The sequence below is a fragment of the Lactonifactor longoviformis DSM 17459 genome, from assembly GCF_900129135.1.
GTDB lineage: Bacteria > Bacillota > Clostridia > Lachnospirales > Lachnospiraceae > Lactonifactor > Lactonifactor longoviformis.
On the sequence record NZ_FQVI01000026.1, the window covers coordinates 35,476 to 62,214 of the forward strand.

Consider the following 26,739-nt stretch of genomic DNA (forward strand, 5'->3'; position numbering starts at 1 on the left):
TAATGGAGGGATAAGATGACTGCTAAGAAAGAGATAAAAACTATCGGTGTTTTAACCAGCGGCGGAGATGCCCCGGGTATGAACGCAGCGATTCGTGCGGTTGTAAGGCGGGGATTGTCCAGGGGCTGTAAGATGAAGGGCATTTTAAAAGGTTACAATGGTTTGCTGAATGAAGAAATTATTGATATGACGGCAGTTGACGTTTCAGATACCATTGAGCGGGGAGGCACCATTCTCTATACGGCCCGCTGTGCGGAGTTCCGCACGGAAGAGGGGCAGAAAAGAGGGGCTGAGATCTGCAGGAAGCACGGGATTGACGCACTGGTAGTCATCGGCGGTGACGGATCCTTTGCCGGCGCTCAGAAGCTGGCCAATCTGGGGATCAATACCGTAGGTGTTCCGGGCACCATTGACCTGGACATTGCCTGCACAGAATATACAATTGGGTTTGACACTGCGGTAAATACCGCCATGGAGGCCATCGATAAGGTACGGGATACCTCAACCTCTCACGAGCGCTGCAGCATTATAGAAGTTATGGGAAGGAATGCGGGGTATCTGGCACTGTGGTGCGGAATTGCCAACGGCGCTGAGGATATTCTTCTTCCGGAGAAATATGATTACGATGAACAGAAGGTAATTAATAATATTATTGAGAACCGCAAGAGAGGCAAGAAGCACCATATCATCATCAATGCGGAGGGAATCGGACATTCTGAGGCCATGGCAAAGCGGATCGAGGCTGCCACAGGAATTGAGACCAGGGCAACGATTCTGGGCCATATGCAGCGGGGCGGCAGCCCTACCTGTAAGGACCGTGTATACGCATCCATTATGGGCGCTAAGGCTGTGGATGTTCTTCTGGAAGGGAAGACGCAGCGGGTAATCGGTTATAAGAATGGGGAATACGTTGATTTTGATATTAACGAGGCTCTGGCTATGACCAAGTCGATTCCTGAATATACCTATGAGATAGGCCATGCTCTATCCCACAATTACAGTAAAAATGTAAAATAACAGTTAAGAGACATTGCTCATGAATTCTTTAAAAAATCTCGGTACAAAATTAAAAACAGCACAAATAATTGCCCTCGGTTTTGCGGGGGTAATTTTTGTAGGCGCAATTCTTTTATATCTGCCGGTATCTTCGGCTCCCGGAGTGCATACCACCTTTATCGACGCATTATTTACCGCTACCACTTCTGTGTGTGTGACCGGGCTGACTACGGTATCTACAGCAGGCAGCTGGTCTTTGTTCGGCAAGGTTGTAATCCTGATATTAATCCAGCTGGGCGGGTTCGGAATTATCACCATGAGTACCATTGTGTTAATGGTTGTGGGAAAGCGGATTACGCTGAATGACAGGAACAGGATACGGGAATCCTTTAATCTGGACTCTATGAGCGGTCTTGCCAGGCTGATTCGGAAGATTGTGACGGGAACGCTTATTGTGGAAGCAATAGGCGTGGTCTTATACTGCTTTGCGTTTGTTCCCAGATTCGGCGCGGGAAAGGGAATCTTTGTGTCTGTTTTTAACGCGGTATCCTCGTTCTGCAATGCGGGAATGGACATTATGGGGGATACCAGCCTGGCGGAGTACGCAAAGAGTCCTCTGGTCAACTTTACCACCATGGGTCTGATTGTAATTGGCGGCCTGGGCTATATGGTCTGGTGGGATCTGGTGGGAACAGGCAGAAGGATCGTTAAAAAAGAGATAGAATGGAAGAAAACCTGGAGGTATCTGAATCTGAACTCCAAATTGGTGCTGAGCAGTACGGGGATTCTTATTGCAGGGGGGACTGTGCTGATCTTTCTGTTCGAAAATCACAATCCCGGCACCATGGGAGATTTTACCACGGGGCAGACATGGATGGCGTCCCTGTTCCAGTCGGTTACCTGCAGGACTGCCGGATTTTTTACGATTGCACAGGATAAATTGAGGGAGGCGTCTGTGATGGTGTGTATGCTCCTGATGTTCATCGGAGGTTCCCCTATGGGGACAGCCGGCGGAGTGAAGACGACGACTGTCTGGGTACTGGTTCTGACAGCGGTAACTTTTCTGCGGGGAAAGAAGGAGACAGAGGTATTCCGAAGGAAGGTATCTGATACCTATATCCGTACAGCACTGATCGTGGTGCTGGTAAGCTTCAGTGTTCTTTTTATTTCTGTTGTGGGGATTACCCTGGTATCGGATGCTCCCTTTCTTGATATTTTATATGAAATGACTTCTGCTGTGGGGACCGTCGGTCTGAGCAGGGGGCTGACACCTAATCTTTCCGCAGCCGGGAAGCTGATTGTAATTCTTACTATGTATATCGGCAGAATCGGGCCGGTAACACTGGCCACGGCGGTTACGATACAGGCCCGCAGGCAGACTTCAAATATACACCTGCCGGAAGAAAAGATTTTGATTGGATAGGAGGTACGAATATGGGAAAGAAATCCTACGCAGTTATCGGCCTGGGGAAGTTTGGATATGCAGTGGCAGAGACACTGGCAAAAGCCGGATTTGAGGTGATGGCAGTGGATACAGATGAAGAAATTGTGCATAGCATTGCCAAGGAGGTTTCCTATGCGGCCCGGGCAGACATTACAGAGACGGGAGTCCTGGAATCCCTCGGAATCTCCAATGTGGATGTGGTGATTGTGGGGGTTGCTGAAAATATGGAGGCCAGTATTATGGCTACTATATTTGCCAAGGAGGCAGGCGTGAAGTATGTGATGGCGAAGGCTGTGAACAAGCTCCACGCAACTATCCTGAAGAAGGTAGGAGCAGATGAGATCATCCATCCGGAATGGTCCATGGGAACCAGGGTTGCCAAGAACCTGATGTCAGGGGGATTTGTTGACTTTTTTGAGCTTTCCTCCAAGTTTAGTCTGGCTGAGCTGCCGGTGCCTGAGGAATGGGTAGGGAAAACCTTAATCGAGCTGAACCTCAGGGATAAATTTGGGGTAAATGTAGTCGGCGTGAAGGTAGGGGACGATGTCCAGGTGAATGTAAAGCCGGACGAACCGTTTCTCGAAGAACAGACGTTAATGATAGTGGGTGAGAATGAGAGTCTTGCCAGATTGCAGAGGTAGGTGGAAGATATGATTACCAGTACATCCAATCCCCAGATTAAGAATATTGTACAGCTGGAGAAAAAGCCCAGGGCCCGGAAGGAGCAGGGGCTTTTTGTGGTGGAGGGCAGCAAAATGTTCGCCGAGGCCCCCCGGGATAACATTAAGAAGGTATATTGTTCCCAGAGCTTTCTGGAAAAATCGGAGCACAGGGATTTGCTGGAGAGTAAGGGGTTCGGCCCGGACTGTCAGGGGACAGAAGTGGTGGAGGACAAAGTGTTTAAAGGTCTTTCGGATACCATGTCCCCCCAGGGGATTCTCTGTGTCATGCGGCAGATGGCGTATACCCTGGAGGAGATTCTCGGCGGGAATACCAAAGATGGGACACCCTTTCTTCTTCTGCTGGAAGATCTTCAGGATCCGGGGAATCTGGGAACTATCCTGAGAACCGGAGAGGGGGCCGGGGTCACCGGCGTGATCATGAGCAGAAACACTGTGGACATCTATAATCCTAAGGTAATACGGTCTACCATGGGCTCTGTTTACCGGGTTCCGTTTCTCTATACGGATTCTCTTTTAGGGATCCTGCCCCGGCTGAAGGAGGCAGGGATTACTACCTATGCCGCTCACCTTCAGGGAGTCAGTGACTACGACAGACAGGACTATACCGGGGGGACAGGATTTTTGATCGGGAACGAAGGAAACGGTCTGTCCGATGCGCTGTCATTTGGGGCGGATGTGAAGATTAAAATACCTATGTGCGGACAGGTAGAGTCTCTGAATGCCGCTATGGCGTGCGGGATCCTGGCCTATGAGGCATACAGGCAGAGAAGAGGCTAAAGGAGGCGGAACACAATGAAAGAAACGGGTATTTTGCTCCCGGTTGCATCTCTTCCTTCCTGTACAGGGGTTGGAGAACTGGGGGCTTTTGCGTATGAATGGATTGATATGATTGCAAAGGCCGGGGCAGGGATCTGGCAGATCCTTCCCTTAAATCCTCTGGGATATGGGAATTCTCCTTATCAGCCTTATTCTTCTAAGGCCGGAGATGAAATTTATATCAGTCTGGAGGAACTGAGGCAGGAAGGGCTGCTGACAGACATTCCCCCCGCCGGATCCTGGAAAGACGGACAGCGCATCCAATATGGGAAGGTGAGGGCGTATAAGGATGTTATTTTGAGAAATGCATTTGCGGCATTTCAGGAGAATGAAGAATTTCTGGAGTTTGCGAGGCAGGACTGGGTAAGAGAGTATGGGGTATTCCGGGCATTCCGCAGGGCGGAGGGTGATGCCTGCTGGAATATCTGGCCTGCAGAGCTCAAAGCATGGCCGGAAGACAGGAAGGCAGATATTGCGCCTTATGAGGGAGAGATCCGATACCAGATATTCCTTCAATATGTTTTTTACCGTCAGTGGATGAAGCTGAAGCAGTATGCCAATGAAAAGGGAGTCCGGATTATGGGAGATGTTCCTTTTTATGTGGGGGTGGACTCTGTGGATGTCTGGGCGCAGAAAGAGAACTTCCTTCTGGATGCGGAGGGAAAGCCGTCTTTTATCGCCGGAGTGCCGCCGGATTATTTTAGCGCTGACGGCCAGAGGTGGGGGAATCCTATCTATGACTGGAGCTATATGAGAGAAAACGGGTACCGTTTCTGGACAGACCGTATGGCGTATAACAGCCGTCTGTTTGACATTGTCCGGATTGATCATTTCAGGGCCTTCGACACATTCTGGAAGATTCCCGCAACCTGTCCCACTGCCATCGAAGGTGAGTGGGTGGAGGCCCCCGGATATGAGGTTTTAGATACCCTTTACCGGGAGATTCCCGGGATATCCCTGGTTGCGGAGGATCTGGGAGAGCTCCGCCCTCAGGTTTACACGCTGAAGGAACACTATCATCTGAAGGGAATGAAGATTCTTCAATTTACCATAGACACCCGGGGAAAATATGCCAGGGATAGGTTCAGGGATACAGAAAATATGATTATCTACACCGGAACCCACGATAACGACACCATCCGTGGCTGGTATCAGGAACAAACGCCTGCCGGAAAACGAAAAATCCGCCGATTTCTGAGGAAAAAAGGTTTTAAAAACAGAACTCCTGCCAGCCGTCTCATAGCCTATGCCTTGTCCAGCCCAGCCGAATACGCGATCCTCCCCGCCGCAGACCTGCTGGAGTATGACAGCTGTGCAAGACTAAACACCCCATCCACCGTGGGAAGCCCCAACTGGGAATGGAAACTTCCGGATTACCAGGAAATGCGGCAGGCATTAAAAAAATGGACTCCATACTTTAACAGAACATAACAAAAAATAAGAAGTATCGTCTTGTATATCCAGGAAACCGGCAGGGCCCGGGGATGGGAAGGCAAAGGCAGAGATGCGCAGACTGCGGAATGCGTCCGAAGATCCACTGCCGGCGGTTACTTAGAATCGAAGGCTCTCCTGAGATTCTTAGTGAACGGCCAGGCAGTTAGCTGAGGAGAAATGAAGCAGCAAGCATCTCTGCCTTTGCCTTCCCATCCCCGGGCCCTGCCGGTTTCCGTCCCCCCCTTTCCAAAAAGTGACAGAAAATACCCGCTTGACAATAATACGTAATCTTGCTACAATACATCCGTAACAAAAATTAATAAGTTTGTAACAATTTCAAAAAACAAAATTAAAAATTATAGAAATTGTTCAGGAGGTAAGTATGAGAGCAAGAACAAAACATGTAGTATACAGTATGGGCGGTGCACTGGCGTTGTCCCTGGCAATGACAGTTCCCACCTTCGCGGATACCACAGGCGATACCCCCGATAACACCCAGACAGAAGCGGTCTGGACAGATAAAGTAGCAGCAGATGTTAACACTTATGCCAATATCCGGGTGGATGCATCTATCAACAGTCAGAGAGTGGGACGTCTTCCCAAAGGCGGCGTAGCTGTAGCGGTTGGGGAAAAGGACGGATGGATTCAGGTATCTTCCGGTGATGTGGAAGGGTACATACGCGGAGACCTTCTGGTATCCGAGGAAGCGGCAAGAGATCTCTATGTTAGTACCTATGGCACGGAAGACATATCTGTATGGGCAGAAGTAATAGATACCCGTCCCCAGGAGACGGAAGCACCCCAGGAGGAGTCGGGAAGCCAGGAGCAGGAAAGTGAAGAAACTACGGAGACAGCAGCTTCCGTCAGCCAGGATGACCTGGATCTCATGGCCGCCATTATAGAATGTGAGGCCGGAGGGGAGAGCTACGAAGGAAAAGTTGCAGTTGGCGCGGTAGTTATGAACCGAGTAAACAGCAGCAAATTCCCAAACACCATCTCTGAGGTTATCTACCAGAGAGGCCAGTTTTCACCGGTTGCCAGCGGAAAACTTTCCCGGGTACTCTCAAGAGGGGCCAGGGAGGACTGTTACGAGGCTGCCAGAGATGTATTAAACGGAGCCAATACCGTCGGAGATAAGCTCTTTTTCAGCGCCGGAAGCGGTAAGGGAATACAGATAGGAAATCAGCATTTTTATTAAAAACTAGATAGGGACAGGGCTGTTCGATTCTGGGACACCCTGAGTGCAAAAGGGGACGTGTTCTTTTTGAAAGGAACACGTCCCCCATTGTATTTTTGTGTCTGTTATAGTATGATATAACAAAGAATGAGCAAAAATAATAACGGACAAAGAGGGGTGATATTATGCAAGTACCTATTATATGGCTTGTGATTCTGGCAGTACTGTTGATTATTGAGATTGCGACTTTGGGGCTTACAACGATCTGGTTTGCCGGCGGAGCCCTCGTTGCATTTCTCGTTTCCCTGGTGGGAGGTCCTTTGTGGCTGCAGATTACACTGTTTATTGTTGTATCTTTCATTCTTTTAGTATTTACAAGACCGGCAGCTGCCCGATTGCTCAACAAGAAGGTGGAAAAGACCAATGTGGAAAGTCTTCCCGGGCAGAAGGCAGTGGTTCTTCAGGAGATCAATAATATTCAGGGAACTGGGCAGGTGAGGATGAACGGCCTTGAGTGGACTGCCAGATCCCAGAACGGCAAAATTATTCCTAAGGATGCGATTGTAAATGTAGTAACCGTTGAGGGCGTAAAACTGATTGTAGAAGAGGAGAACTAGTTATGGGATTTATCGTTTTATTAGTCTTTATCATCCTGGCATTGATTGTACTGGCATCTTGTGTAAAAATTGTTCCCCAGGCACATGCTCTTGTTGTAGAACGTCTCGGTATGTTCCGGGGCACATGGGGCGTTGGCATCCATTTTAAAATTCCTTTTATAGAGAGAATAGCCAAGAGAGTGAATCTCAAGGAACAGGTGGTGGATTTTGCTCCCCAGCCGGTTATTACCAAGGATAATGTAACCATGAGAATTGATACAGTAGTATTCTTCCAGATTACTGACCCGAGACTTTTCGCCTATGGCGTGGAGAACCCTATTATGGCCATAGAGAATCTGACAGCGACTACTCTGAGAAATATTATCGGTGATATGGAACTGGACGAGACGCTTACATCCAGAGAGATTATCAATACAAAGATGAGAGCATCCCTGGATATAGCCACAGACCCATGGGGCATTAAGGTGAATCGCGTGGAGCTTAAGAATATTATTCCTCCGTCAGCTATTCAGGATGCCATGGAGAAACAGATGAAGGCAGAGCGTGAGCGGAGGGAGTCAATCCTTATCGCTGAGGGGGAGAAGAAATCCACCATTTTAGTAGCGGAAGGTAAAAAAGAATCCGTTATCCTGGACGCTGAGGCTGAGAAACAGGCTGCTATCCTGAGGGCTGAGGCTGAGAAGGAAAAGATGATCCGTGAGGCAGAGGGGCAGGCAGAGGCGATTCTGAAGGTCCAGGAGGCGAATGCACAGGGAATCCGCATGATCCGGGAGGCCGGAGCGGACAATGCGGTGCTGACCATCAAGAGTCTGCAGGCATTCGAAAAGGCGGCTGACGGCAAGGCAACTAAGATTATTATTCCTTCAGATATTCAGGGGATCGCAGGACTTGCATCCTCGCTGGCCGAGGTTATGAAGGATAAGGAAAAATAGAAACCGAACATCGGGAACGGAGGTATCACTGACGATACGTCCGTTCTTTGCTATCCTGAACCACACCGGACGGTAAACCGGTCAAATTGCAGCAGGGAGGCGGTCCTATGTTACCAGTAATAGACATGACAAAAGAATATGGAATCGTGCTTGAGGGGGGCGGAGCGAAGGGAGCATACCAGATTGGCGCGTGGAAGGCCCTGGTGGAAGCCGGTGTTAAGATCAAAGGGATTGCAGGCACCAGTGTGGGGGCGCTGAACGGTGCTCTTATGTGCATGGGAGATCTGGAAAATGCGGAGGACGTGTGGGAAACCATATCATATTCCAGGATTATGGATGTGGATGATGAGAAAATGGCGCAGCTATTTAACGGGGAGCTGGGCCTTGCGGAAGCCCTCGGCGATGGTCTGGCGTTTATAACGGAAGGAGGGGTGGATATTACCCCCCTGAAGGAGCTGATAGCCAAAAATATTGACGAGGATGCCATCCTGTCCTCCCCCATAGAGCTTTACGTATTAACTTTTTGTGTAGATGAACTTAAGGAGCTGGATGTTGATCTGAAAAAGGTAGACAAATCTCTCATGAAGGATTTTCTTCTTGCCAGTGCCTATCTGTTTCCCATATTTAAAAATGAAAAGATCCGGGGAAAGAGATATATTGACGGAGGGGCTATAAATAACGTTCCGCTGGGTTCTCTGGTGGATAGGGGATACAAAGATATCATTATGATTCGAATCTATGGAGTGGGCAGAGAAAAGAAGGTAAAGCTGCCGGAGGATGCGAATCTGATCACCATTGCTCCCAGAGTTCAGCTGGGAAATATCATTGATTTTGACAGTAAGAAGAGCCGGAGGAATATGCGGATCGGCTATTATGATGCCATGCGGACTATCTATGGTCTGGAGGGTCGAATATATTATATTGAAGAAAACCAGGAAGAGTGTTATTATTTAAAGCAGCTGATTGACGTGGACCGAATCATTATGGACTATCTTCTGGAAACCTATCACATGGAACCGGCAGAGGGAATGGAAGTGAGAACGCTTATAGAAGACATACTTCCTGCGATTGCATCCGAACTAAAGCTGGGGAAGGAATGGACTTACAGAGAATTGTATCTGACGATGCTTGAGGCCACGGCAAAGATGTGCAGAGTGCAGAAGTACAGAATTTATACGCTGAAAGAGCTGCAGCATGAGGTGAACAGAAAACTGTACCGCCTTGTGGGAGATCCTGTGCCTGCGTTTGTGCAGATAATTTCTAAGGATATATTAATATAAATAACCAGGAGGATAAGAGAATGAATTTAAAGGGACGTAATTTTTTAACACTTAAGGATTTTTCGCCGGAGGAGATCCAGGGACTTTTGGATCTGGCAGCTGATCTGAAGGCTAAGAAAAAGCAGGGAATTCTGGGAAACAGCCTGAAAGGAAAGAATATAGCACTGATTTTTGAAAAACCGTCTACCCGCACCAGATGTGCGTTTACCGTAGGCTGTACCGATGAGGGCGCACATCCGGAATATCTCGGAACCAACGATATCCAGCTGGGAGCCAAGGAGAGTGTTGAGGATACGGCGAGGGTTCTGGGACGTATGTTTGACGGGATTGAATTCAGGGGATTCAAGCATGAGCACGTGGAGATGCTGGCTAAGTACAGCGGGGTTCCTGTTTGGAACGGGCTTACCGATGACTATCATCCTACCCAGATTCTGGCGGATTTCCTGACTATGATGGAACATCTGGGAACCTTAAAAGGGCTGAACTTTGTCTATCTGGGGGATGGGAGAAATAACATGGCAAACAGCCTTATGATTGGCTGCGGCAAGATGGGGGTTAATTTCACCATTGTAGCGCCCAAAGCCCTGTGGCCCAGGGAGGACCTTGTGGAGCTCTGCAAGGGATATGCGGATCAGGCCGGATCTTCTATTACCCTCTCAGAATCCACGGATGATGTGGCAGGGGCAGATGTCATTTACACGGATGTGTGGTGTTCCATGGGAGAGGAGAGCAAGGCAGCAGAGCGTGTGGCGCTCCTGAAGCCTTATCAGGTAAATGCAGCGCTTATGGAAAAGACCGGCAAGGACAGCACCATTTTTATGCATTGCCTCCCGGCTGTGAAGGGAAATGAAGTGACAGAAGAGGTATTTGAGTCTGCCCGGTCTGTGGTATTTGATGAAGCTGAGAACCGTATGCACACCATTAAGGCAGTTATGGTGGCAACCTTAGGAGAGTAGCTGTTCTATTATGAAAGGTGAACTATTAAGGATATTGAGGGAGGCGCCGGGATATGTTTCCGGACAGGAGCTGTGCGAGATTCTGGGCGTCTCCCGCACCGCCGTGTGGAAGGCTGTAAAGCAGCTGCGGGAGCAGGGATATGTTATTGAGGCTGCTCAGAATAAGGGCTATCATATGGTTGAGGCCCCGGATGTTATACAAAAAGGCGAGATTATAAGCCGCCTGAATACTAGGTGGCTGGGACAGAATCTTTTGTATCAGGATGAGGTGGATTCCACCAATACCTGGGCGAAAAGGGCAGGAGAAGACGGCGCTCCCAGCGGAACGGTTACGGTAGCCGATGTCCAGACAAAAGGGAAGGGCAGGAGGGGAAAAAGCTGGGTGACTCCCAGAGGCACGACCATTGCCATGAGTCTCCTCATACGCCCGGAGTTCGGTCCGGAGCAGGCTTCTATGCTTACGATAGTGGCTGGACTCAGTGTAGCCCAGGCCATCGCCGTGGAAACTGGTTTGGAGGCACAGATTAAGTGGCCCAATGATGTTGTAGTGGCGGGAAAAAAAGTGTGCGGAATTCTCACGGAGATGAGCGCGCAGATGGGATATATTGAATATGTCGTCACTGGCATCGGCATTAATGTGAATACCAAGGAGTTTTCCGAAGAGATTAAGGATGTGGCTACTTCTCTTTTTTTGGAGAGCGGCAGGATGTACAGCCGTGCAGCCCTCATAGCAGGAGTTCTGGAGAGGTTTGAGGAAAACTATGGACGTTTTCTGGAATCAGGGGATTTGAAGCTTCTTCTGGAGGACTATCAGAAGCTTTTGATTAACTGCAAAAAAGAGATAAAAGTGCTGGATCCCAAGGGACACTATTCCGGCATTTCCCATGGAATTAATGAAAAAGGGGAACTGCTGGTGGAGAGAACGGACGGAACTATGACCAGGGTCTTTGCCGGTGAGGTGTCCGTGCGCGGATTGTATGGATATACAGAGTAAGAATTGCAGAAAATAGAGGTAAGGCTATGTATGATGACAGAGTAGTATTGTGCGGTGCGAGCGCATATGAGGAAAAATACTATTTTAACCAGGATTTCGCCGCCCTTCCCCAGTCTATTCAGGACGAGCTTCATATTATGTGTGTACTGTTTACGCAGGATGTGGGCGGAATACTTACATTGGAATATGATGAGGACGGGAACCTGGAATTTAAGGTGGAAGCACTGGAAGCGGATGCCATGTTTGATGAGATTGGCAGCGCCCTTAAGATAAAAGAGCTGCAGAGAACCAAGGGAGAGCTTCTGGAATCCCTGGAATTATATTACCGGGTTTTCTTCCTGGGAGAGGATATGGAAGAGAACGGAGAAAATACAGAATAAGAGGAGGAGACGACATGCTGCTAGTAATCGATGTAGGCAATACCAACATTACCCTGGGGGTATTCCGGGAAAAAGAACTGATGGGGACCTATCGGATGACCACCAGAATGTCCCGGACATCGGATGAATACGGGATATTAATGTGTAATATGCTTGAGTATAGAGGGATCTCAAGGCATGAGATTGAAGATGTCATCATCAGTTCCGTAGTGCCGGATGTGATGCACTCGCTCAGCAGCAGCATTATCAAATACTTTGACATAAAACCCATTCATGTAGGTCCCGGAACCAAGACGGGCATCCGGGTCAGCGCAGTTAATCCCAAGGAAATTGGGGCGGACCGTATTGTAGATGCCGTGGCAGCATACTCTCTGTACGGGGGACCTGTGCTTGTTCTGGACTTTGGAACAGCTACTACCTACGATCTGATTACGGAGGACGGAAGCTTTGTGGCGGGCATCACTTCTCCCGGGATTGAGATCAGCGCCAGGGCTCTTTGGGAGGACGCAGCAAAGCTCCCTAAGATTACCATTGAAAAGCCTGTTTCTATTTTGGCAAAGGAGACCATTACCAGCATGCAGGCGGGGCTTGTGTACGGATACATTGGTCAGACTGAATATATTATTAAGAAGGTAAAAGAGGAGTCCGGTCTAATTAATCTCAAGGTAGTGGCGACCGGGGGATTGGGTAAAATTATTGCCGATGAGACAGATATGATCGACATCTATGACACCCAGTTAACTCTGAAGGGACTGGAAATCATTTACGAGAAAACAAAGAAAGACAGATAGGTAGCAAAATCATGCAGATTGGCAACGTAGTATTGAAGAATAATCTGATTCTGGCACCTATGGCAGGGGTAACCGACCTGCCTTTTCGTTTGCTTTGCAAGGAACAGGGGGCGGGGCTTTTATGTATGGAGATGATCAGTGCAAAGGCCATCTATTTCGGGAACAAAAATACAGAGGCACTCATGGAAATAGATGAGCGGGAACACCCTGTCGCCCTTCAGCTGTTCGGATCCGATCCCTATATTATCAGTGAGATGGCGAAAAAAATCGAAGAACGGCCCTTTGATATTCTGGACCTTAATATGGGCTGCCCGGTTCCTAAGGTAGTGAATAACGGGGAGGGATCTGCACTTATGAAGAACCCGGGGCTGATTCATGAAATAGTGAGCAAAACAGTGAAAGCAATCTCCAAGCCGGTAACCGTTAAAATACGGAAGGGTTTTACAGAAGACAGTGTAAACGCAGTGGAGACAGCCAAAATCATAGAGGACGCCGGGGCAGCGGCAGTTGCCGTTCACGGGAGAACCAGAGAACAATATTATTCAGGGAAGGCAGACTGGGACATCATACGCCGTGTGAAAGACGCAGTATCCATACCTGTTATAGGAAACGGGGATGTAGACTCCCCTGAGCGGGCAAAAGCACTGGCGGAGGAGACAGGATGCGACGGAATCATGGTAGGGCGCGCCGCCAGGGGGAATCCCTGGCTGTTTCATCAGATTCTCCACTACTTCCAAACAGGAGAAATAGAACCCAAACCAACAGTGGATGAAGTATCAGACATGATACTCCGCCATGCCCGCCTGCAGATTGCGTGCAAAGGCGAGTATACAGGGATCCGCGAGATGAGGAAGCATGTAGCCTGGTATACCGCGGGCTTTCCTCATTCCGCTAGACTGAGAGAGAGGGTAAACCAGATCGAGAGCCTGGAGGACCTGGAGAGGGACGTGTACCTTTTAAAAAGAACACGTCCCAAATGAGGCATGGCCTGTCCCTTTTTGAGAGTGGCCTGTCCCCAATTGCGACTTAATGAAAAACCTTGACAATCCCTCTGGTATCCGCTATAATACTGTGATTGTTAAAAGGAAAAGTCTAAGCATTTATCACATAAATTTTAACATGAAAGACAAGAATTTTAATATGTAAGAAAGGGTGTAGAATAAGACATGGAAGAAAAGAAGAACTTGCTTACCTATGGGGGACTGAAAAAATTAGAGGATGAGCTTCAGGACCTGAAGGTATACCGCAGAAAAGAAGTGGCCCAGAAAATTAAAGAGGCAAGAGAGCAGGGGGACTTGTCGGAGAACGCTGAATACGATGCGGCTAAGGATGAGCAGCGCGATATTGAAGCCCGCATTGAAGAGATTGAGAAGATTCTGAAAAACGCAGAAGTCGTAGTGGAAGATGAAGTGGATCTTGAGAAAATTGGCGTTGGATGCAAGGTAAAGGTTCACGACTTTGAATATGAAGAAGACATTGAGTTTAAAATCGTTGGATCAACGGAGGCGAACAGCCTGGAAGGAAAGATTTCTAACGAGTCTCCTGTGGGCAAGGCTTTGATTGGAGCCAGAGCAGGGGAAACGGTGAGTGTGGAAATGCCGTCCGGCATTATAGAATATAAAGTTCTGGAAATACAGAGAAACGTATAAGGGAGTGGAAAAAGTGGCACAGCAGCAGAAAAATGCACAGGAACAGGATATTAACCAGTTATTAAAGGTACGCCGGGAGAAGCTTGCGGATCTTCAGGCTAACGGCAGGAATCCTTTTGAAATTGTAAAATACGATGTAACACATCACAGCCAGGAAATCAAAGATAACTTTGAGACACTGGAGGGACAGACGGTAAGTATCGCAGGCCGTATGATGTCCAAACGCGTTATGGGAAAGGCATCCTTCTGCAACGTTCAGGATCTGCAGGGGGGAATCCAATCCTATGTGGCCAGGGACAGTGTCGGGGAAGAACCCTACAAAGATTTTAAAAAGATGGACATCGGTGATATTGTGGGGATCAGAGGCGAGGTATTCAAGACAAAGACAGGAGAAATCTCCCTCCATGCTGCGGAAGTTACGCTGCTGTCCAAGAGTCTGCAGATCCTTCCTGAGAAGTTCCACGGATTGACCAACACGGATCTCCGCTACCGCCAGAGATATGTGGATCTGATCATGAACGCGGAAGTCAAGGATACGTTTATCAAGCGTTCACAGATTATCAGCGCCATCCGCAGATACCTGGGCCAGGAGGGATTCCTGGAGGTGGAGACACCTATGCTGGTATCCAACGCGGGAGGAGCCGCTGCCCGTCCCTTCGAGACCCATTTTAATGCGCTGGACGAGGATTTTAAGCTGAGAATCTCTCTGGAATTATATTTAAAGAGGCTGATTGTAGGCGGAATGGAGCGGGTATATGAGATTGGACGGGTATTCCGCAACGAAGGCCTGGACACAAGACATAACCCGGAATTCACTCTGATGGAACTGTATCAGGCGTACACTGACTACAATGGCATGATGGACCTTACGGAGAATCTGTACCGTTTTGTAGCTCAGGAGGTACTGGGTACTACAACTATTACCTACAACGGCGTTGAGATGGATCTCGGCAGGCCTTTTGAGCGCATCACTATGCTGGATGCGGTGAAGAAGTATGCAGGCGTTGATTTTAATGAGATTCATACTCTGGAGGAGGCAAGAGCTGCTGCCAGGGAACACCACGTACCGTTTGAAGAAAGGCATAAAAAAGGAGATATCCTGAGCCTGTTCTTCGAAGAATTTGCGGAAGAGCATCTGATCCAGCCAACCTTTGTTATGGATCATCCCATTGAGATATCACCCCTTACAAAGAAGAAACCGGGGAATCCTGAATATGTGGAGCGCTTCGAGTTCTTCATGAATGGATGGGAGCTGGCCAACGCATACTCGGAGCTGAACGACCCCATAGATCAGCGGGAACGCTTCCAGGCACAGGAAGAGCTTCTTGCTCAGGGTGATGAAGAAGCAAACCATACAGATGAAGATTTCCTGAACGCACTGGAGATCGGCATGCCGCCGACCGGGGGTATCGGATTCGGAATTGACCGGATGGTTATGCTGCTGACGGATTCAGCGGCTATCAGAGATGTTCTGCTGTTCCCGACAATGAAGTCTCTGGACGCTAAAAAGGGCGAGGCAAAGGCTGAAAAGGCCGCTGCAGCAAAAGCAGAGGAGAAGCCTGACTTTTCTAATGTGAAGATTGAGCCGCTCTTTGAAGAAGTGGTTGACTTTGATACTTTCAGCAAATCGGATTTCCGCGCTGTGAAGATTGAAGCCTGCGAAGCTGTTCCGAAGAGTAAGAAGCTATTGAAATTTACCCTGAATGACGGAACAGACCGGAAACGCACAATTTTAAGCGGTATCCACGAATATTATGAGCCGGAAGAGCTGATCGGAAAAACGGCAATCGCTATTGTAAATCTGCCGCCGAGAAAGATGATGGGCGTTGATTCTGAAGGTATGCTGATTTCGGCAGTACATGAGGAAGAGGGCAGAGAAGGGTTAAACCTTCTGATGGTAGATGACCGGATTCCCGCGGGAGCGAAGCTGTATTAAAGCCCGGCGAATCAGTATATAAATAGACAGAATTGCAAGGACACTTTTCTAAAAGAAATTTTAGGAAGGTGTCTTTTTGTATGCGCAGATCATAAAAGAGCCGGAACTGTAAGTAAAAGGCAAGCCTAAAAGAGGCTAAAATAGGGGATTGTCCGGCTGATGTGCGTGCCATGAAATAATATTTCTGGATGAATGAGAAATATTATTTCATATGAATTCAACGGCCGATTAATTATGTTGTGCATAATGCACAAAAATAAAATCATAGCAAAGGTTAATGTTGACTTATTGCAAAATAGTGATAAAATAAAATTACACAATAGAACAGTCAAACATGCATGATTAATGAAAACGGACATTAAAAGATACAAATTTCGACAATATATGAAATTATATTACATGCATGGAGGCGAAAATAAAAAAGGGGTTTCCTGAATCATCCAAAGTCAGGAGTTCCCAGGGAAGGTGGTTGATAGACAATCCCTCAGAATATAAGATTACTGATTTTGCCGGTTCATATAAATCTTATGGAACAGCGGGGGATATGAAAGGAATTGTAACACACAGAATGCAAACATTGCAGAAAGGCACAGCAGAGCGCTGTGTTCCCCGGCATAGAGCGGACCGGCAGTTACGGGGAGAAATGTTCATTCATTTAGCGCATTCATCTTAGAGATGAGCGAAATGGAAAAAAGGAAAAATATTTGACGAAATTAGGGAGGAGTCATTATGAAACTGAGAACAATCATGAAAAAGGGACTTGCCGTTGGTTTGATGGGTATTATGATGGTAAGTCTGGCTGCCTGCGGAGACAACAAGGAAGAAGAAAAAACAAATGCTGAAACAGATACCAAAACGGAAGCAAAAGCCGATGAAACCGGATCTGACGCTAAAAGTGATGTGACACTGAAGTTCCAGCAGTGGTGGGGCGCAGAACTTCCGGAGGGATATTTGGATGATATTTGTGCCAAATATGAAGAAGAGACAGGCGTGAAGGTTGAGCTGTTAACAGCACCATGGGCGGATACAAAGACAGCTATCACAGCAGGCGCAACAAATGGCACCATCGCAGATATCATAAGCGTGGATGGTGCGTGGCTTTCAGAATTTGTTGACATGGGTGTTCTGACTAACGTAGAAGATGCAGGTGTAGACAGCAGCCTTGCAAGTGACATCTGGAAAGTAGATGGTACAGGCTACGTGGTTCCTGTCCTGAACTTTGCATATCCGATGTATGTAAATATGGATATTCTGAAAGAGGCCGGAGTTGAAACAGTTCCTACCACATGGACTGAACTGAAGGACGCATGTAAGAAGATCACAGATGCAGGAAAATCTGCATTCGCGTTAAACCTTGGAACCACAAACGCTAATGGAATCCAGAACGTATTTATGGGAACCGGCTGGGGTTCAGGAATCAGTCTCAAGGATGAAAGCGGAGCATACAAGACAAAAGACAATGCAGGTCTTGCGTCTCTTGCTGAGATGTTTAAGGGGCTTTACGATGACGGTTCTTTATATCCGGGTATGAGCACACTGGAAGAGTCTGAGATGACAAGTAACTTTGCAGCAGGCAACTGTGCATTTACAGTGGCATCTGCAGCTACTATGAGTCAGTTTACAGACATTAACTTTGAGGCTACTACAATCCCGGTAAAAGATGATTTCAAAGACAAGAGCGGTATCTGCTATGCAAGCTGGGCAGTAGGTATTTCAGAATCCTGCGAGAACAAAGAAGAAGCAGCTAAGTTTATCAACTACCTGCTTGGCGGCATTGACGGAAAAGATGGTTCTGCATCTGCAGGATTAGCAGCTACAATGTCAGCATTCCCGAACAGTACGGTTGCTGAACCGGATTACAGCAAGGCACCAAAACAGTTCCAGGATTACTATGAGTTATACAAACAAAATTATGTAATCAATGAATTTATTGGACTTCCTAACGCATCCGATGTAATGACCTCTATGACAAACGATCTGACCACATATCTTGAAGGTAAAATTGACATCGACACACTGCTTTCTAACTGGCAGGGTTACCTTGACGCCGCAGGAAAGTAAATAATTGAGGAAGTAAAATAAGAATGGGGAGCGGGGGTAATCCCTGCCCCCCATTTCTAAGAAGCAGCTTTAACTTTAGTGAAAGAATCTTTGGTCCATAAAGTTAAAATAGGATAATAGGAGGGACTGATTTTGAAGTTAACAGGAAAGAAAACTGCACCATACAGATATCTTGCCCCGACGATACTGCTTATGATTGTTTTTATGGTAATCCCTATCTGCATGGTAATCGGTTACTCTTTTGTGGATAAAGCTGTCGTCTCGCAGAACCCGCAGTTTGTCGGATTGGAAAATTATAAAACAATATTTGCAGACAACGAGTATATAGGAGCAATTTCTAATACCATAATTTTTGTAGTGGTAAGTGTAGTTGCACATTTAATTCTGGGCATGCTGTTTGCAATGCTGCTGAATTCCAAATATTTTAAAAGCAGGACAAAAACAATAGCCCGTGTTATTTATATTCTTCCATGGGTATTTACCGCATCCGTTGTTGCGATTCTGTGGAAGCTGATGTTACAGCCGTCGGGTATTGTAAATTATCTCCTGTCGATCTTTCCGCAGATATCCCGAAATACTGAGTGGCTGAGCAACAGCTCAATCGCGCTGGCAGTTATCTGCTTTATCAATATCTGGTGCGGCTATCCGTTTTATATGATTAGTATTCTTGCAGGCCTGCAGGGAATCTCCGGAGACTTGTATGAGAGCGCCGCTATTGACGGTTCAACGGCCGTTAAGAGCTTCCTGCATATAACCATTCCGCAATTGAAACCGATTTTGATTAGTATCGCGATGTTAGATTTTATCTGGACACTGCAGTCCTTCAATGTTATCTGGATGTTAACTGGCGGCGGTCCGGTAAATGCAACAGAGACGTTGAGTATATATATTTACAAAAAAGCATTCCAGAAAGTGGATTACAGTATGGCCGCAACGGCAGCTACCATATTGCTCGTGGTCTGTATATTTATTGCCGTATTCTATGTGAGACAGCAGAAGAAAGTGAGGGAATAGGGGATGGTTGGAAGTTATAAAAAAACGACGAAGGTCATAGTTTCTATTCTTTTGATTTTGGGAGGTCTGTTCTCAGCATTTCCAATCTTGTGGATGGTCTGCTCTTCACTAAAATCAAATTCGGAAATTTTCTCGTGGCCGCCCAAATTTTTTGATAAGACAGCCAATTTATCGTCCTACGCATCAGTGCTGACGGACTCCACAAAGGTTAGGTTTTTTATTAACAGTTATATTGTGGCAGGATGCGTAGTGCTGCTGACTCTGTTTGTTGGAATACTTGCCGCATATGCATTCAGCAGATTCGATTTTCCGGGAAAAGGCGTTTTCAATTCACTGATTGTCAGCGTGCAGGCAATCCCGCCCATTGTACTGCTGATACCATATATGGGTCTGATCGTTGCAATGAAACTGTTTAATACATATTTTGCGTTGATTCTTACCTATCTGATCACTACGCTGCCCTATTGCATTTTAATGATGACAGGGTATTTTAATACCTTGTCCAGAGAGCTGGACGAGGCGGTCATGATCGACGGCGGGTCCAGATGGAAAGCCCTTTGGTCTGTATTAGTACCTATATCTATACCGGGAATGGTATCTGTAGGAATGTACACGTTTATGCAGGCATGGAATGAATATCTGTTTGCGCTGGCATTGACACAGACAACCGATATGCGTACAGTTCCAATCGGTATCAACCTGCTCATGGGACAGCATGCATATGACTGGAGCCAGATGATGGCCATGAGTGTGCTGGGATCGATCCCTGTACTGATTCTGTTTATCTTTTTCCAGAAATACTTTATAGCCGGCATGTCTTCCGGCGGTGTGAAGGGCTAATGGAAAATGGATATATATTAATGAAAAGAAAAGAGGAGAATGATTATGTTAATGAACATGAAAAAATTACTTGCCGTAGCAAATGAGAACAACTTTGCCGTACCTGCGTTTAACATTAGTGACTACAATATGTTTAACGGCATCATGGAGGCATCGGAAGAAAAGAATGCACCTGTGATTATTGCGATTCATCCGGATGAATTAAGTCATATTACACCTGAGATGGTTAAGGGAATTGTTGAGAGAGTACATAATTCTTCTGTTCCTGCAGTAATCCATCTGGATCACGGCGGAACCTTCGGGCAGGTGATTACCGCAATCCGCGCCGGATTTACCTCTGTCATGATCGATGCTTCCAGCCAGCCATACGAGGGAAATGTTGCTACATGTCAGAAGGTCTGCGAGGCAGCCCATGCGGTTGACGTCTCTGTTGAGGGCGAACTTGGCACCATAGGTAATACAGATTCTGTGGAAACAACGGCACCGGATGAGATCTTATATACAGATCCCATGCAGGCAAAGGATTTTATTGAGAAAACAGGGATTGACTGTCTGGCGATTGCAATCGGAACCTGCCATGGTATTTATCCGAAAGATAAGAAACCGGAGCTTCGTATTGATATACTGGATGAAATTAAAAAAGTTGTGGATGTACCCCTTGTACTTCACGGAGGATCTTCGAATAAAGATTCCGAGATCGCGAAATCTGTAGAGCACGGCGTAAATAAGATTAACATTTCCAGCGACATTAAAGCGGCTTACTATGAGAAAATGCGAGAGGTTCTTCAGGATGCTTCTCTTCGCGAACCAAACCAGATTCAGCCGCCCTGCGTGGAAGCTATGAAGAAAGTCGCTTTTGACAAGATTGAACTTTTCCAGGCATCAGGGAAAGCATCACTTTACTAGAGCTGAGGATGATATGAGACCGAAGGAGACTGCGGAATGAATGAGAAAATTGCACTGGGCTTTCATACATGTGTAGATTACGAACTCAAATGGGATACACAGGTGGCAGAAGCACAGATTAGGGCATTTGATATCCACGCGGATGAGCTGAAACTGGATATCGAAGTGGATTCAGAACGCGCAATTTGGATTATGAGCCTTGCACATTTGCAGGCCGGAATCGGATGTGAGATGGTTCCGGACACATCCAAGATGTGTGTGGAGTTTGCAAATCATTTTGAGTATGAGGTGACTTTAGGAGGGACCCCCACCCGTGCCGGCATTATTCTGGATCGCCTGGGCTATCCCAGCGTGCTGCAAACCAGCTGTTACAATGAACATGTAAAACGGCTGATGCCGCCGGGTATCCGCATCCTTCCCGGCGTGGGACCGGAACAGAACAAGATCTATCCGCACGTTGTTTTGCAATGCCATAAGGGCGTGAGGATTCAGGCAAATGATATTGATTTTGTTACCCCCAGAGAGAACCGGATCTTGATCTCGAGGGATGAAGACAGCCTGCATATGCCTGTTCTGCCGGAGGAATTCGGAAAAATGATTGGCGGATGCGAGGTGTTTCTTCTGGGATCCTTTTCGGAGCTTCTGGATTCAGAGGTGCTCAGAGACAGGATGGAGAAGACAAAGTCTCTGCTTTCCTATCTGCCGGAGGATGCGGTTGTAGTCATGGAGGACGGATGTTATGTAAAAAAGGAATTCCGCACCTATGTCCACCGGCAGCTGGCGCCTCAGATTGACGTGTTAAGCATGAATGAAGATGAACTGCAGCAGTATATCGGAAAGTCAATTGATATACTGGACGCAAAAGCAGTGGAGGATGCGGTGAAATATGTCTGCCGCAATTCAGGCATCAGGCTGATTCTGGTTCATTCTGCCGCGTGGGCATTGGCTTATGGGGAAAATGCAGGCATAATGCGGGCTGCTCTGGAGGGGGGAGTTACGATGGCGGCAACACGATTTAGGATCGGCGACAGCTTTACGGTAAAAGACTTTGAGCAGACCAAAGAAATACCGGACAAGGCAGAAGGTGCGGCGTTCTGTGAGCAAATGAGAGAGAGTCTGGGAGATAAGATTTGCTGTATCCCGTGTAAAGATTTAAGCTATGTGGAAAAACCGACGGTAGTCGGCCTGGGCGATTCGTTTGCCGGCGGGCTTCTGCCGGGGCTGCTGAAGGAAAGCAGATTAAACTAGACATCATATGAAGGAGAAAACATAATGTATGAGAAAACAGAAAATATATTAAAGATGGCGAAGGAGAGCAATACTGCGGTAATCTCATTCATCTGCATGGATTATACGATGGCCAGATCGGTTGTATATGCTGCTGAGGCAGCTAACACACCGGCCATAGTTATGCTGTATCCGGAGCATGTGACCGTTCAGCATACAACGGGATTTGCAAATTATGCGGCCATGGTAAAGGAGCTGGCAGGCGAGGTGAAAGTGCCCATCGGGCTGCATGCGGATCACGATTTTACGTATGATGCCGTTATGAATACCATAGGGGCAGGTTTTGAATCTGTAATGATTGATGGGTCCATGAATGATCTGGATACCAATATTGCACTGACCAAAAAAGTGGTTCTTAAGGCACGGGAGTCAGGGGTATGTGTAGAGGGCGAGATTGGCCATGTGGGGGCGGCGGCATCCTCCGATAATGCAAATGAGGATCTGTATACAAAGGCGGATGCTGCAGAAAAATTCTGCAGAGAGACGGGCGTGAATTCCCTGGCAGTTTCCATCGGAAATGCACACGGCGAATATAAGGATACTCCCCATCTGGATATACCGCGTCTGGAAGAAATCCATGCTGCTACCGACGTATCGCTGGTTCTGCATGGAGGCAGCGGCATACCGGATGACCAGCTGCTGACTGCTTTCTCAAAGGGGATTAATAAATTTAATCTGGGAACGGAATTTTTGGGCAGATATTATGATGCTGTTGCGGCGTTTTCTCTTGAGAATGCAGATAACCCGGACCCGGTTAAAATTATTAATCTTCCGGAGTACGTGCAGGGGAAACTACAGCCTTACTTAGAGGAGCGCCTGAGAACCCTTTGTCATTTTTAAATGAAAGGGAGAAAAAGCTGCAAAGATACGGGTGCCCGCAGGAATGATGGTGACAGAGGATGGCATATGTGATATTATTAAATCAATAATTATTCGCGAAGTATTTACAAAAATAATGTATGGAGCAGAGAACCTTGAAGAATGATAGTATATTACAGATGGAAGTACTTGATGTGATAAAACAAAAGTACGGCGAAATATTTGCAGCAGAAAAAAAGGTTGCTGACTTTGTTCTGCAGAATCCACAGAAGACAGTGGACTCTAATGTTTCGGAGATCGCAAAGCAGAGCGGAGTAAGCGATGCTACAGTTGTGCGCATGTGCCATCATATTGGATACACAGGATATTATCAGTTTCGGATTACTCTTGCAAGAGACTTGGGAAAGAAACAGTACGAGGACATAGTGATTCCAAAGAGTATCGGGGCTATAGAAAAGCTGTTTCATGACTATGCGGAAAATATGATTGCAATTGGCAGAAGATTGGACGCTGAAATTATGTGGAATTGCGTGAATCTCCTGAAAAAATGTAACGTAGCGCATATTATCGCTATCGGCAATACATGTTCGATGTCACAATATATGGGGTTTCGGCTGGGAAGGCTTGGAATAAGGAGTACCTATGGATCCTCGGCGGAATTTTTTATGAACCATGTCAACCTTGCGGACCAGGATGATATTGTGATAGCCATATCGAAATCCGGTACGTCAAAACCGGTCATTCTGGGAATGGAATTGGCAAAGGAAAAAGGGATTAAGATGATAGCCATTACTGACTATGTGGAATCACCGGTCTCTGAACTCGCGGATTATGTGCTGCTGTCCAGCGGGGAGGATAAGCCCTTTAATTATTACAAGGATTATGCACAGACAAACCTGATGGCGACTATTGATGCACTTTTAAACTTTGTTACAAATGAGGAATGGATTAAGACAAAGCAGGCAGACCGGCCTGAGATGATCTTATCAGAGTATAAGCTATAAATTTGCTGAAGGCGAGGAAACGGATAGCAGGGACAGGTGCCCTGCTATTTGGATATTAAGAAAGGATGGGTTACAGTATGAAACGTTCAAGAATCAATGAAGTAATTAAGGACATGGAGGCATTAATTGCAGAGCACAGATTTGAGATACCGCCGTTTGCAAAACTGACTGCGGAAGAATGGCAGGACCTGGGTCACGAATACGACGAGGTCCGTGACAACTGTCTGGGATGGGATATTACAGATTATGGTCTTGGAAACTTTGATAAAGTAGGCTTTTCGCTTCTTACGATCCGTAACGGGAATCAAAAAATGCCGGAGAAATATCCAAAGCCATATGCGGAAAAGCTTCTGATGCTGTATGAGGGGCAGACTGCACCCATGCACTATCACTGGAACAAGATGGAGGATATTATAAACCGGGGCGGGAACGATATTTATATCACTGTATACAATGGAGCAGAGGATAAATCCATGCTGGACACAGATGTGACTGTACATACGGACGGCAAGACGGAGATAGTTCCTGCAGGGACTAAGGTTTGCTTAAAACCGGGTCAGAGCATTACGATTACTCCATATATGTACCATGATTTTATTGTTCCTGAGACCGGAGGCTCAGTATTATTGGGAGAGGTATCCATGTGCAACGATGATGAAAATGATAACTGTTTCTATGAGCCAATCGGACGTTTTCCGGAAATAGAGGAGGACGAAAAGCCTTACCGCCTGCTTTGCACGGAGTATCCGAAGGCACGGTAGCCTTGGCGACTGACACAAAAAACAAAGAGATCCGCTGCCTGACAGTTGGGAAGAGCTTCACACAGAAACTCTTCCCAAATTAATGTCAGCCGATATTGTCATTTAGATAGTAATTATGGCGGAACAGATGGTCATCTACTTGTTCTGATAAATGGGTCAGCTCTTTGCGGACATCCGCTCCTGTTGCAATGTGATAGTATGCGTAGGCGAATTGTTTGCTGAAGAATGGATAGGCCGGAGTCTGCGGTCTGGTAAAGGATGAATGACGCAGCTGGGAAAACAGTATATTGTTATTGCTGGAGACATTCTGAAAACTATCCATTACCTCATGAATTTCTTTTAATACCGGAATACCGGTGAGCCTGCTGATCTTTAACTGATTCTGCAGACTGAACACATACCGGATAAACTGGCAGCACTGTTCCGGGTGCCGGGTTTGCCGGGACATACATAACCCCCAGCTTCCGTGAGGGATTGCGGCTTTTTTGCCGTGTGGAAGAGGAATAATGCCTATATTATCATTTTCTTTCAATGACTCAAAATATGCGTTCGGCAGAGACAAACTCATGGCAAAATTATTCGGAAAATTGTCACTGACATCTTCAATATGTGTATAGTTATACTTGTGAAACAGGCTGCCAAGCCAGTCCATTGCAGCAATCGACTCCGGAGAATTGATATAACCGGAAGTTTTAGTCAGATCATCATTAAAAAGTCTGCCGTTATTCTGCAGAATAAAAGGAAGACCGGAATAGCTGTTCCATTCCCCCGACTTAGGGGAGAGGCCCCGCCCGGAATCCATAAGAAGCGGATACGGAAAAGAGGTCTTTTCCTTAATGAGTTTGCATACGGAAAGAAATTCGTCCCAGCTCCAGGCATCATCTATACCGGAGGGAATACGGATGCCGAGAAAATGGAACAGTTCCTTGTTATAAAGAATACATAAGGTGGATTCAGTGTAACCAAGGTGATATAATTTCCCCCGGAATCTCCCCTGCAGCAGGATGGGATCCAGAAATGAGCTTAAAAAGGCATCATCCATGTAATCGTCAAACGGAAGAAGAGAGTTCATATACGCCCAGTATGCAACGTCCGGACCGTCCAGAGAGAGGATATCAGGGGCATTTCCGCTGGTAAAGCTCTGGAACAGAGTATCTCTCAGAGGAGCTTTTTGGTTAGACAGAAAAGTTCCTTCTACCGTAAATCCCTGGTTGCTTTCGTTGAATGCCTCAATCAGGGGGGTCCAGAATTGTTTCTCACTTTCTTCCATCGGGCACAGATAAATCCTTAAAACAGTCTGTAATTGGGAACGATCAGTGACAAAACTTCCCTTTCCCTGCTGCCGGACGATATAGCCTTCTGCTTCCAAAGTCTTTAATGCCTGTGTAATTGTGCTTTTACTAATATTCAGCGTGCGCATTAATTCATTATCAGAAGGAATGGCATCCCCCGGCTGGTAACAGCCGCTTTCTATTTTATGAATCAGATTGTTCTTAATGGTGATATATTTTGGTGTTCTGCTATTCATACTACATTCTCCCTGCTTTTTTGAAAAAGCGTTGACAAAGCTTTTTCGGTATGCTAATATCATAGCATAAGTTGTTCGAATAAACAATATCTATTTAAAAAAAGGGGCTGTGAAAAAAGCCCCTTTTATAAGACCATCGGCATAGTCGATGGTCTTATATTGTATTTAGATACCTTTTGGGAGTAAAAAAGGACATAAAATCCCCCTCCCCACAGATTACTGCTTTTTCTTTTTAGGCTGCTTTCTGTCGTCTCATCTGCTTATTATGATATTTATAAAGATTATGGCCTATGGAAACCAGAAATATCTCCATTCGCACTGATTCGATTCCTCTTCTTACGATTCTTTTATACCAGCGGTCATTTTTTATGATTCCAAATGTTCCCTCTGCCTGAATCGAACGGTTCATTCTTAACAGGGCTCCATGGATGCTT

26 protein-coding genes are annotated in these 26,739 nt (G+C 46.7%); 24 read left to right on the forward strand and 2 right to left on the reverse strand.

From position 1 onward, the window contains the following. Positions 1-15 precede the first annotated feature (15 nt). The 24 genes from pfkA to BUA56_RS18190 all read left to right on the forward strand — a co-directional run bounded on the left by pfkA (position 16) and on the right by BUA56_RS18190 (position 24,777). On the forward strand, positions 16-1,017 hold the full coding sequence (gene pfkA, locus BUA56_RS18070) for a 6-phosphofructokinase (RefSeq protein ID WP_072854179.1): 1,002 nt from the start codon (positions 16-18) through the stop codon (positions 1,015-1,017). A 19-nt stretch (positions 1,018-1,036) separates the two neighbouring features. Beyond that, positions 1,037-2,419, forward strand: coding sequence for a TrkH family potassium uptake protein (locus BUA56_RS18075; protein WP_072854180.1), 1,383 nt, complete (start codon positions 1,037-1,039; stop codon positions 2,417-2,419). 11 nt (positions 2,420-2,430) lie between these two features. Further along, positions 2,431-3,081 carry a potassium channel family protein gene (locus tag BUA56_RS18080; RefSeq protein WP_072854181.1) on the forward strand — a complete coding sequence of 217 codons (651 nt, stop codon included), beginning with the start codon at positions 2,431-2,433 and terminating at the stop codon, positions 3,079-3,081. A 9-nt stretch (positions 3,082-3,090) separates the two neighbouring features. Further along, positions 3,091-3,900: a TrmH family RNA methyltransferase gene (locus BUA56_RS18085; RefSeq protein ID WP_072854182.1), complete on the forward strand. Its 810-nt coding sequence runs from the start codon at positions 3,091-3,093 to the stop codon at positions 3,898-3,900. 15 nt (positions 3,901-3,915) lie between these two features. Further along, a complete protein-coding gene (malQ, locus tag BUA56_RS18090; protein WP_072854183.1) occupies positions 3,916-5,370 on the forward strand; it encodes a 4-alpha-glucanotransferase in 1,455 nt (484 codons plus the stop codon). A gap of 385 nt (positions 5,371-5,755) precedes the next feature. Continuing rightward, entirely contained in the window at positions 5,756-6,571 is an 816-nt protein-coding gene (locus BUA56_RS18095; RefSeq protein ID WP_072854184.1) for a cell wall hydrolase, read from the forward strand. 164 nt (positions 6,572-6,735) lie between these two features. Continuing rightward, positions 6,736-7,167, forward strand: a complete 432-nt coding sequence (locus BUA56_RS18100; protein WP_072854185.1) for an NfeD family protein — start codon at positions 6,736-6,738, stop codon at positions 7,165-7,167. A 2-nt stretch (positions 7,168-7,169) separates the two neighbouring features. Next, on the forward strand, positions 7,170-8,099 hold the full coding sequence (locus tag BUA56_RS18105; RefSeq protein ID WP_072854186.1) for an SPFH domain-containing protein: 930 nt from the start codon (positions 7,170-7,172) through the stop codon (positions 8,097-8,099). Positions 8,100-8,206: 107 nt separating this feature from the next. Continuing rightward, positions 8,207-9,379: a patatin-like phospholipase family protein gene (locus BUA56_RS18110; protein WP_072854187.1), complete on the forward strand. Its 1,173-nt coding sequence runs from the start codon at positions 8,207-8,209 to the stop codon at positions 9,377-9,379. 20 nt (positions 9,380-9,399) lie between these two features. After that, positions 9,400-10,335, forward strand: a complete 936-nt coding sequence (gene argF / locus BUA56_RS18115; RefSeq protein WP_072854188.1) for an ornithine carbamoyltransferase — start codon at positions 9,400-9,402, stop codon at positions 10,333-10,335. 10 nt (positions 10,336-10,345) lie between these two features. Continuing rightward, positions 10,346-11,329, forward strand: a complete 984-nt coding sequence (locus tag BUA56_RS18120; protein WP_072854189.1) for a biotin--[acetyl-CoA-carboxylase] ligase — start codon at positions 10,346-10,348, stop codon at positions 11,327-11,329. A gap of 26 nt (positions 11,330-11,355) precedes the next feature. After that, complete coding sequence (locus BUA56_RS18125) at positions 11,356-11,709, forward strand: DUF6145 family protein (RefSeq protein ID WP_072854190.1); 354 nt, start codon at positions 11,356-11,358, stop codon at positions 11,707-11,709. A 14-nt stretch (positions 11,710-11,723) separates the two neighbouring features. Then, a complete protein-coding gene (locus BUA56_RS18130; protein ID WP_072854191.1) occupies positions 11,724-12,500 on the forward strand; it encodes a type III pantothenate kinase in 777 nt (258 codons plus the stop codon). Positions 12,501-12,511: 11 nt separating this feature from the next. Further along, the gene (gene dusB, locus BUA56_RS18135; protein ID WP_072854192.1) at positions 12,512-13,480 is read left to right on the forward strand and encodes a tRNA dihydrouridine synthase DusB; all 969 of its coding nucleotides are present in this window, start codon (positions 12,512-12,514) and stop codon (positions 13,478-13,480) included. A 186-nt stretch (positions 13,481-13,666) separates the two neighbouring features. Beyond that, entirely contained in the window at positions 13,667-14,149 is a 483-nt protein-coding gene (gene greA / locus BUA56_RS18140; protein ID WP_072854193.1) for a transcription elongation factor GreA, read from the forward strand. A 13-nt stretch (positions 14,150-14,162) separates the two neighbouring features. Next, the gene (gene lysS / locus BUA56_RS18145) at positions 14,163-16,085 is read left to right on the forward strand and encodes a lysine--tRNA ligase (RefSeq protein WP_072854194.1); all 1,923 of its coding nucleotides are present in this window, start codon (positions 14,163-14,165) and stop codon (positions 16,083-16,085) included. Positions 16,086-16,814: 729 nt separating this feature from the next. Next, positions 16,815-18,146 carry an ABC transporter substrate-binding protein gene (locus BUA56_RS18155; RefSeq protein WP_072854196.1) on the forward strand — a complete coding sequence of 444 codons (1,332 nt, stop codon included), beginning with the start codon at positions 16,815-16,817 and terminating at the stop codon, positions 18,144-18,146. A gap of 132 nt (positions 18,147-18,278) precedes the next feature. Beyond that, a complete protein-coding gene (locus BUA56_RS18160; RefSeq protein WP_072854197.1) occupies positions 18,279-19,160 on the forward strand; it encodes a carbohydrate ABC transporter permease in 882 nt (293 codons plus the stop codon). A gap of 234 nt (positions 19,161-19,394) precedes the next feature. Continuing rightward, positions 19,395-20,000, forward strand: a complete 606-nt coding sequence (locus BUA56_RS18165) for a carbohydrate ABC transporter permease (RefSeq protein WP_341443517.1) — start codon at positions 19,395-19,397, stop codon at positions 19,998-20,000. Positions 20,001-20,045: 45 nt separating this feature from the next. Further along, a complete protein-coding gene (locus tag BUA56_RS18170; RefSeq protein WP_072854199.1) occupies positions 20,046-20,906 on the forward strand; it encodes a ketose-bisphosphate aldolase in 861 nt (286 codons plus the stop codon). Positions 20,907-20,942: 36 nt separating this feature from the next. Next, positions 20,943-22,154: an ADP-dependent glucokinase/phosphofructokinase gene (locus BUA56_RS18175; RefSeq protein WP_072854200.1), complete on the forward strand. Its 1,212-nt coding sequence runs from the start codon at positions 20,943-20,945 to the stop codon at positions 22,152-22,154. Between the two features lie 24 nt (positions 22,155-22,178). Next, positions 22,179-23,033: a class II fructose-bisphosphate aldolase gene (locus BUA56_RS18180; protein ID WP_072854201.1), complete on the forward strand. Its 855-nt coding sequence runs from the start codon at positions 22,179-22,181 to the stop codon at positions 23,031-23,033. Positions 23,034-23,167: 134 nt separating this feature from the next. Further along, a complete protein-coding gene (locus tag BUA56_RS18185; protein WP_084068094.1) occupies positions 23,168-24,016 on the forward strand; it encodes a MurR/RpiR family transcriptional regulator in 849 nt (282 codons plus the stop codon). Between the two features lie 77 nt (positions 24,017-24,093). Then, entirely contained in the window at positions 24,094-24,777 is a 684-nt protein-coding gene (locus BUA56_RS18190; protein WP_072854202.1) for a D-lyxose/D-mannose family sugar isomerase, read from the forward strand. A gap of 85 nt (positions 24,778-24,862) precedes the next feature. Here the strand turns inward: BUA56_RS18190 and BUA56_RS18195 are convergent, their stop codons facing one another. Together BUA56_RS18195 and BUA56_RS18200 are read right to left on the reverse strand one after the other, a co-directional pair. Then, complete coding sequence (locus tag BUA56_RS18195; protein ID WP_072854203.1) at positions 24,863-26,305, reverse strand: extracellular solute-binding protein; 1,443 nt, start codon at positions 26,303-26,305, stop codon at positions 24,863-24,865. A 232-nt stretch (positions 26,306-26,537) separates the two neighbouring features. Beyond that, positions 26,538-26,739 (reverse strand): transposase (locus BUA56_RS18200; protein WP_072854206.1); only part of this gene is annotated, 202 nt, incomplete at its 5' end.

Excerpts from the sequence above, each read along its gene's own strand:
- BUA56_RS18105 (WP_072854186.1), top strand. The coding sequence starts at position 7,170 with ATGGGATTTATCGTTTTATTAGTCTTTATCATCCTGGCATTGATTGTA.
- malQ (WP_072854183.1), top strand. The coding sequence starts at position 3,916 with ATGAAAGAAACGGGTATTTTGCTCCCGGTTGCATCTCTTCCTTCCTGT.
- BUA56_RS18075 (WP_072854180.1), top strand. The coding sequence starts at position 1,037 with ATGAATTCTTTAAAAAATCTCGGTACAAAATTAAAAACAGCACAAATA.
- BUA56_RS18110 (WP_072854187.1), top strand. The coding sequence starts at position 8,207 with ATGTTACCAGTAATAGACATGACAAAAGAATATGGAATCGTGCTTGAG.
- BUA56_RS18095 (WP_072854184.1), top strand. The coding sequence starts at position 5,756 with ATGAGAGCAAGAACAAAACATGTAGTATACAGTATGGGCGGTGCACTG.
- BUA56_RS18175 (WP_072854200.1), top strand. The coding sequence starts at position 20,943 with ATGAATGAGAAAATTGCACTGGGCTTTCATACATGTGTAGATTACGAA.
- BUA56_RS18080 (WP_072854181.1), top strand. The coding sequence starts at position 2,431 with ATGGGAAAGAAATCCTACGCAGTTATCGGCCTGGGGAAGTTTGGATAT.
- BUA56_RS18125 (WP_072854190.1), top strand. The coding sequence starts at position 11,356 with ATGTATGATGACAGAGTAGTATTGTGCGGTGCGAGCGCATATGAGGAA.
- BUA56_RS18180 (WP_072854201.1), top strand. The coding sequence starts at position 22,179 with ATGTATGAGAAAACAGAAAATATATTAAAGATGGCGAAGGAGAGCAAT.
- BUA56_RS18100 (WP_072854185.1), top strand. The coding sequence starts at position 6,736 with ATGCAAGTACCTATTATATGGCTTGTGATTCTGGCAGTACTGTTGATT.
- BUA56_RS18120 (WP_072854189.1), top strand. The coding sequence starts at position 10,346 with ATGAAAGGTGAACTATTAAGGATATTGAGGGAGGCGCCGGGATATGTT.
- BUA56_RS18195 (WP_072854203.1), bottom strand. The coding sequence starts at position 26,305 with ATGAATAGCAGAACACCAAAATATATCACCATTAAGAACAATCTGATT.
- BUA56_RS18190 (WP_072854202.1), top strand. The coding sequence starts at position 24,094 with ATGAAACGTTCAAGAATCAATGAAGTAATTAAGGACATGGAGGCATTA.
- BUA56_RS18085 (WP_072854182.1), top strand. The coding sequence starts at position 3,091 with ATGATTACCAGTACATCCAATCCCCAGATTAAGAATATTGTACAGCTG.
- pfkA (WP_072854179.1), top strand. The coding sequence starts at position 16 with ATGACTGCTAAGAAAGAGATAAAAACTATCGGTGTTTTAACCAGCGGC.
- dusB (WP_072854192.1), top strand. The coding sequence starts at position 12,512 with ATGCAGATTGGCAACGTAGTATTGAAGAATAATCTGATTCTGGCACCT.
- argF (WP_072854188.1), top strand. The coding sequence starts at position 9,400 with ATGAATTTAAAGGGACGTAATTTTTTAACACTTAAGGATTTTTCGCCG.
- BUA56_RS18170 (WP_072854199.1), top strand. The coding sequence starts at position 20,046 with ATGTTAATGAACATGAAAAAATTACTTGCCGTAGCAAATGAGAACAAC.
- greA (WP_072854193.1), top strand. The coding sequence starts at position 13,667 with ATGGAAGAAAAGAAGAACTTGCTTACCTATGGGGGACTGAAAAAATTA.
- BUA56_RS18155 (WP_072854196.1), top strand. The coding sequence starts at position 16,815 with ATGAAACTGAGAACAATCATGAAAAAGGGACTTGCCGTTGGTTTGATG.
- BUA56_RS18130 (WP_072854191.1), top strand. The coding sequence starts at position 11,724 with ATGCTGCTAGTAATCGATGTAGGCAATACCAACATTACCCTGGGGGTA.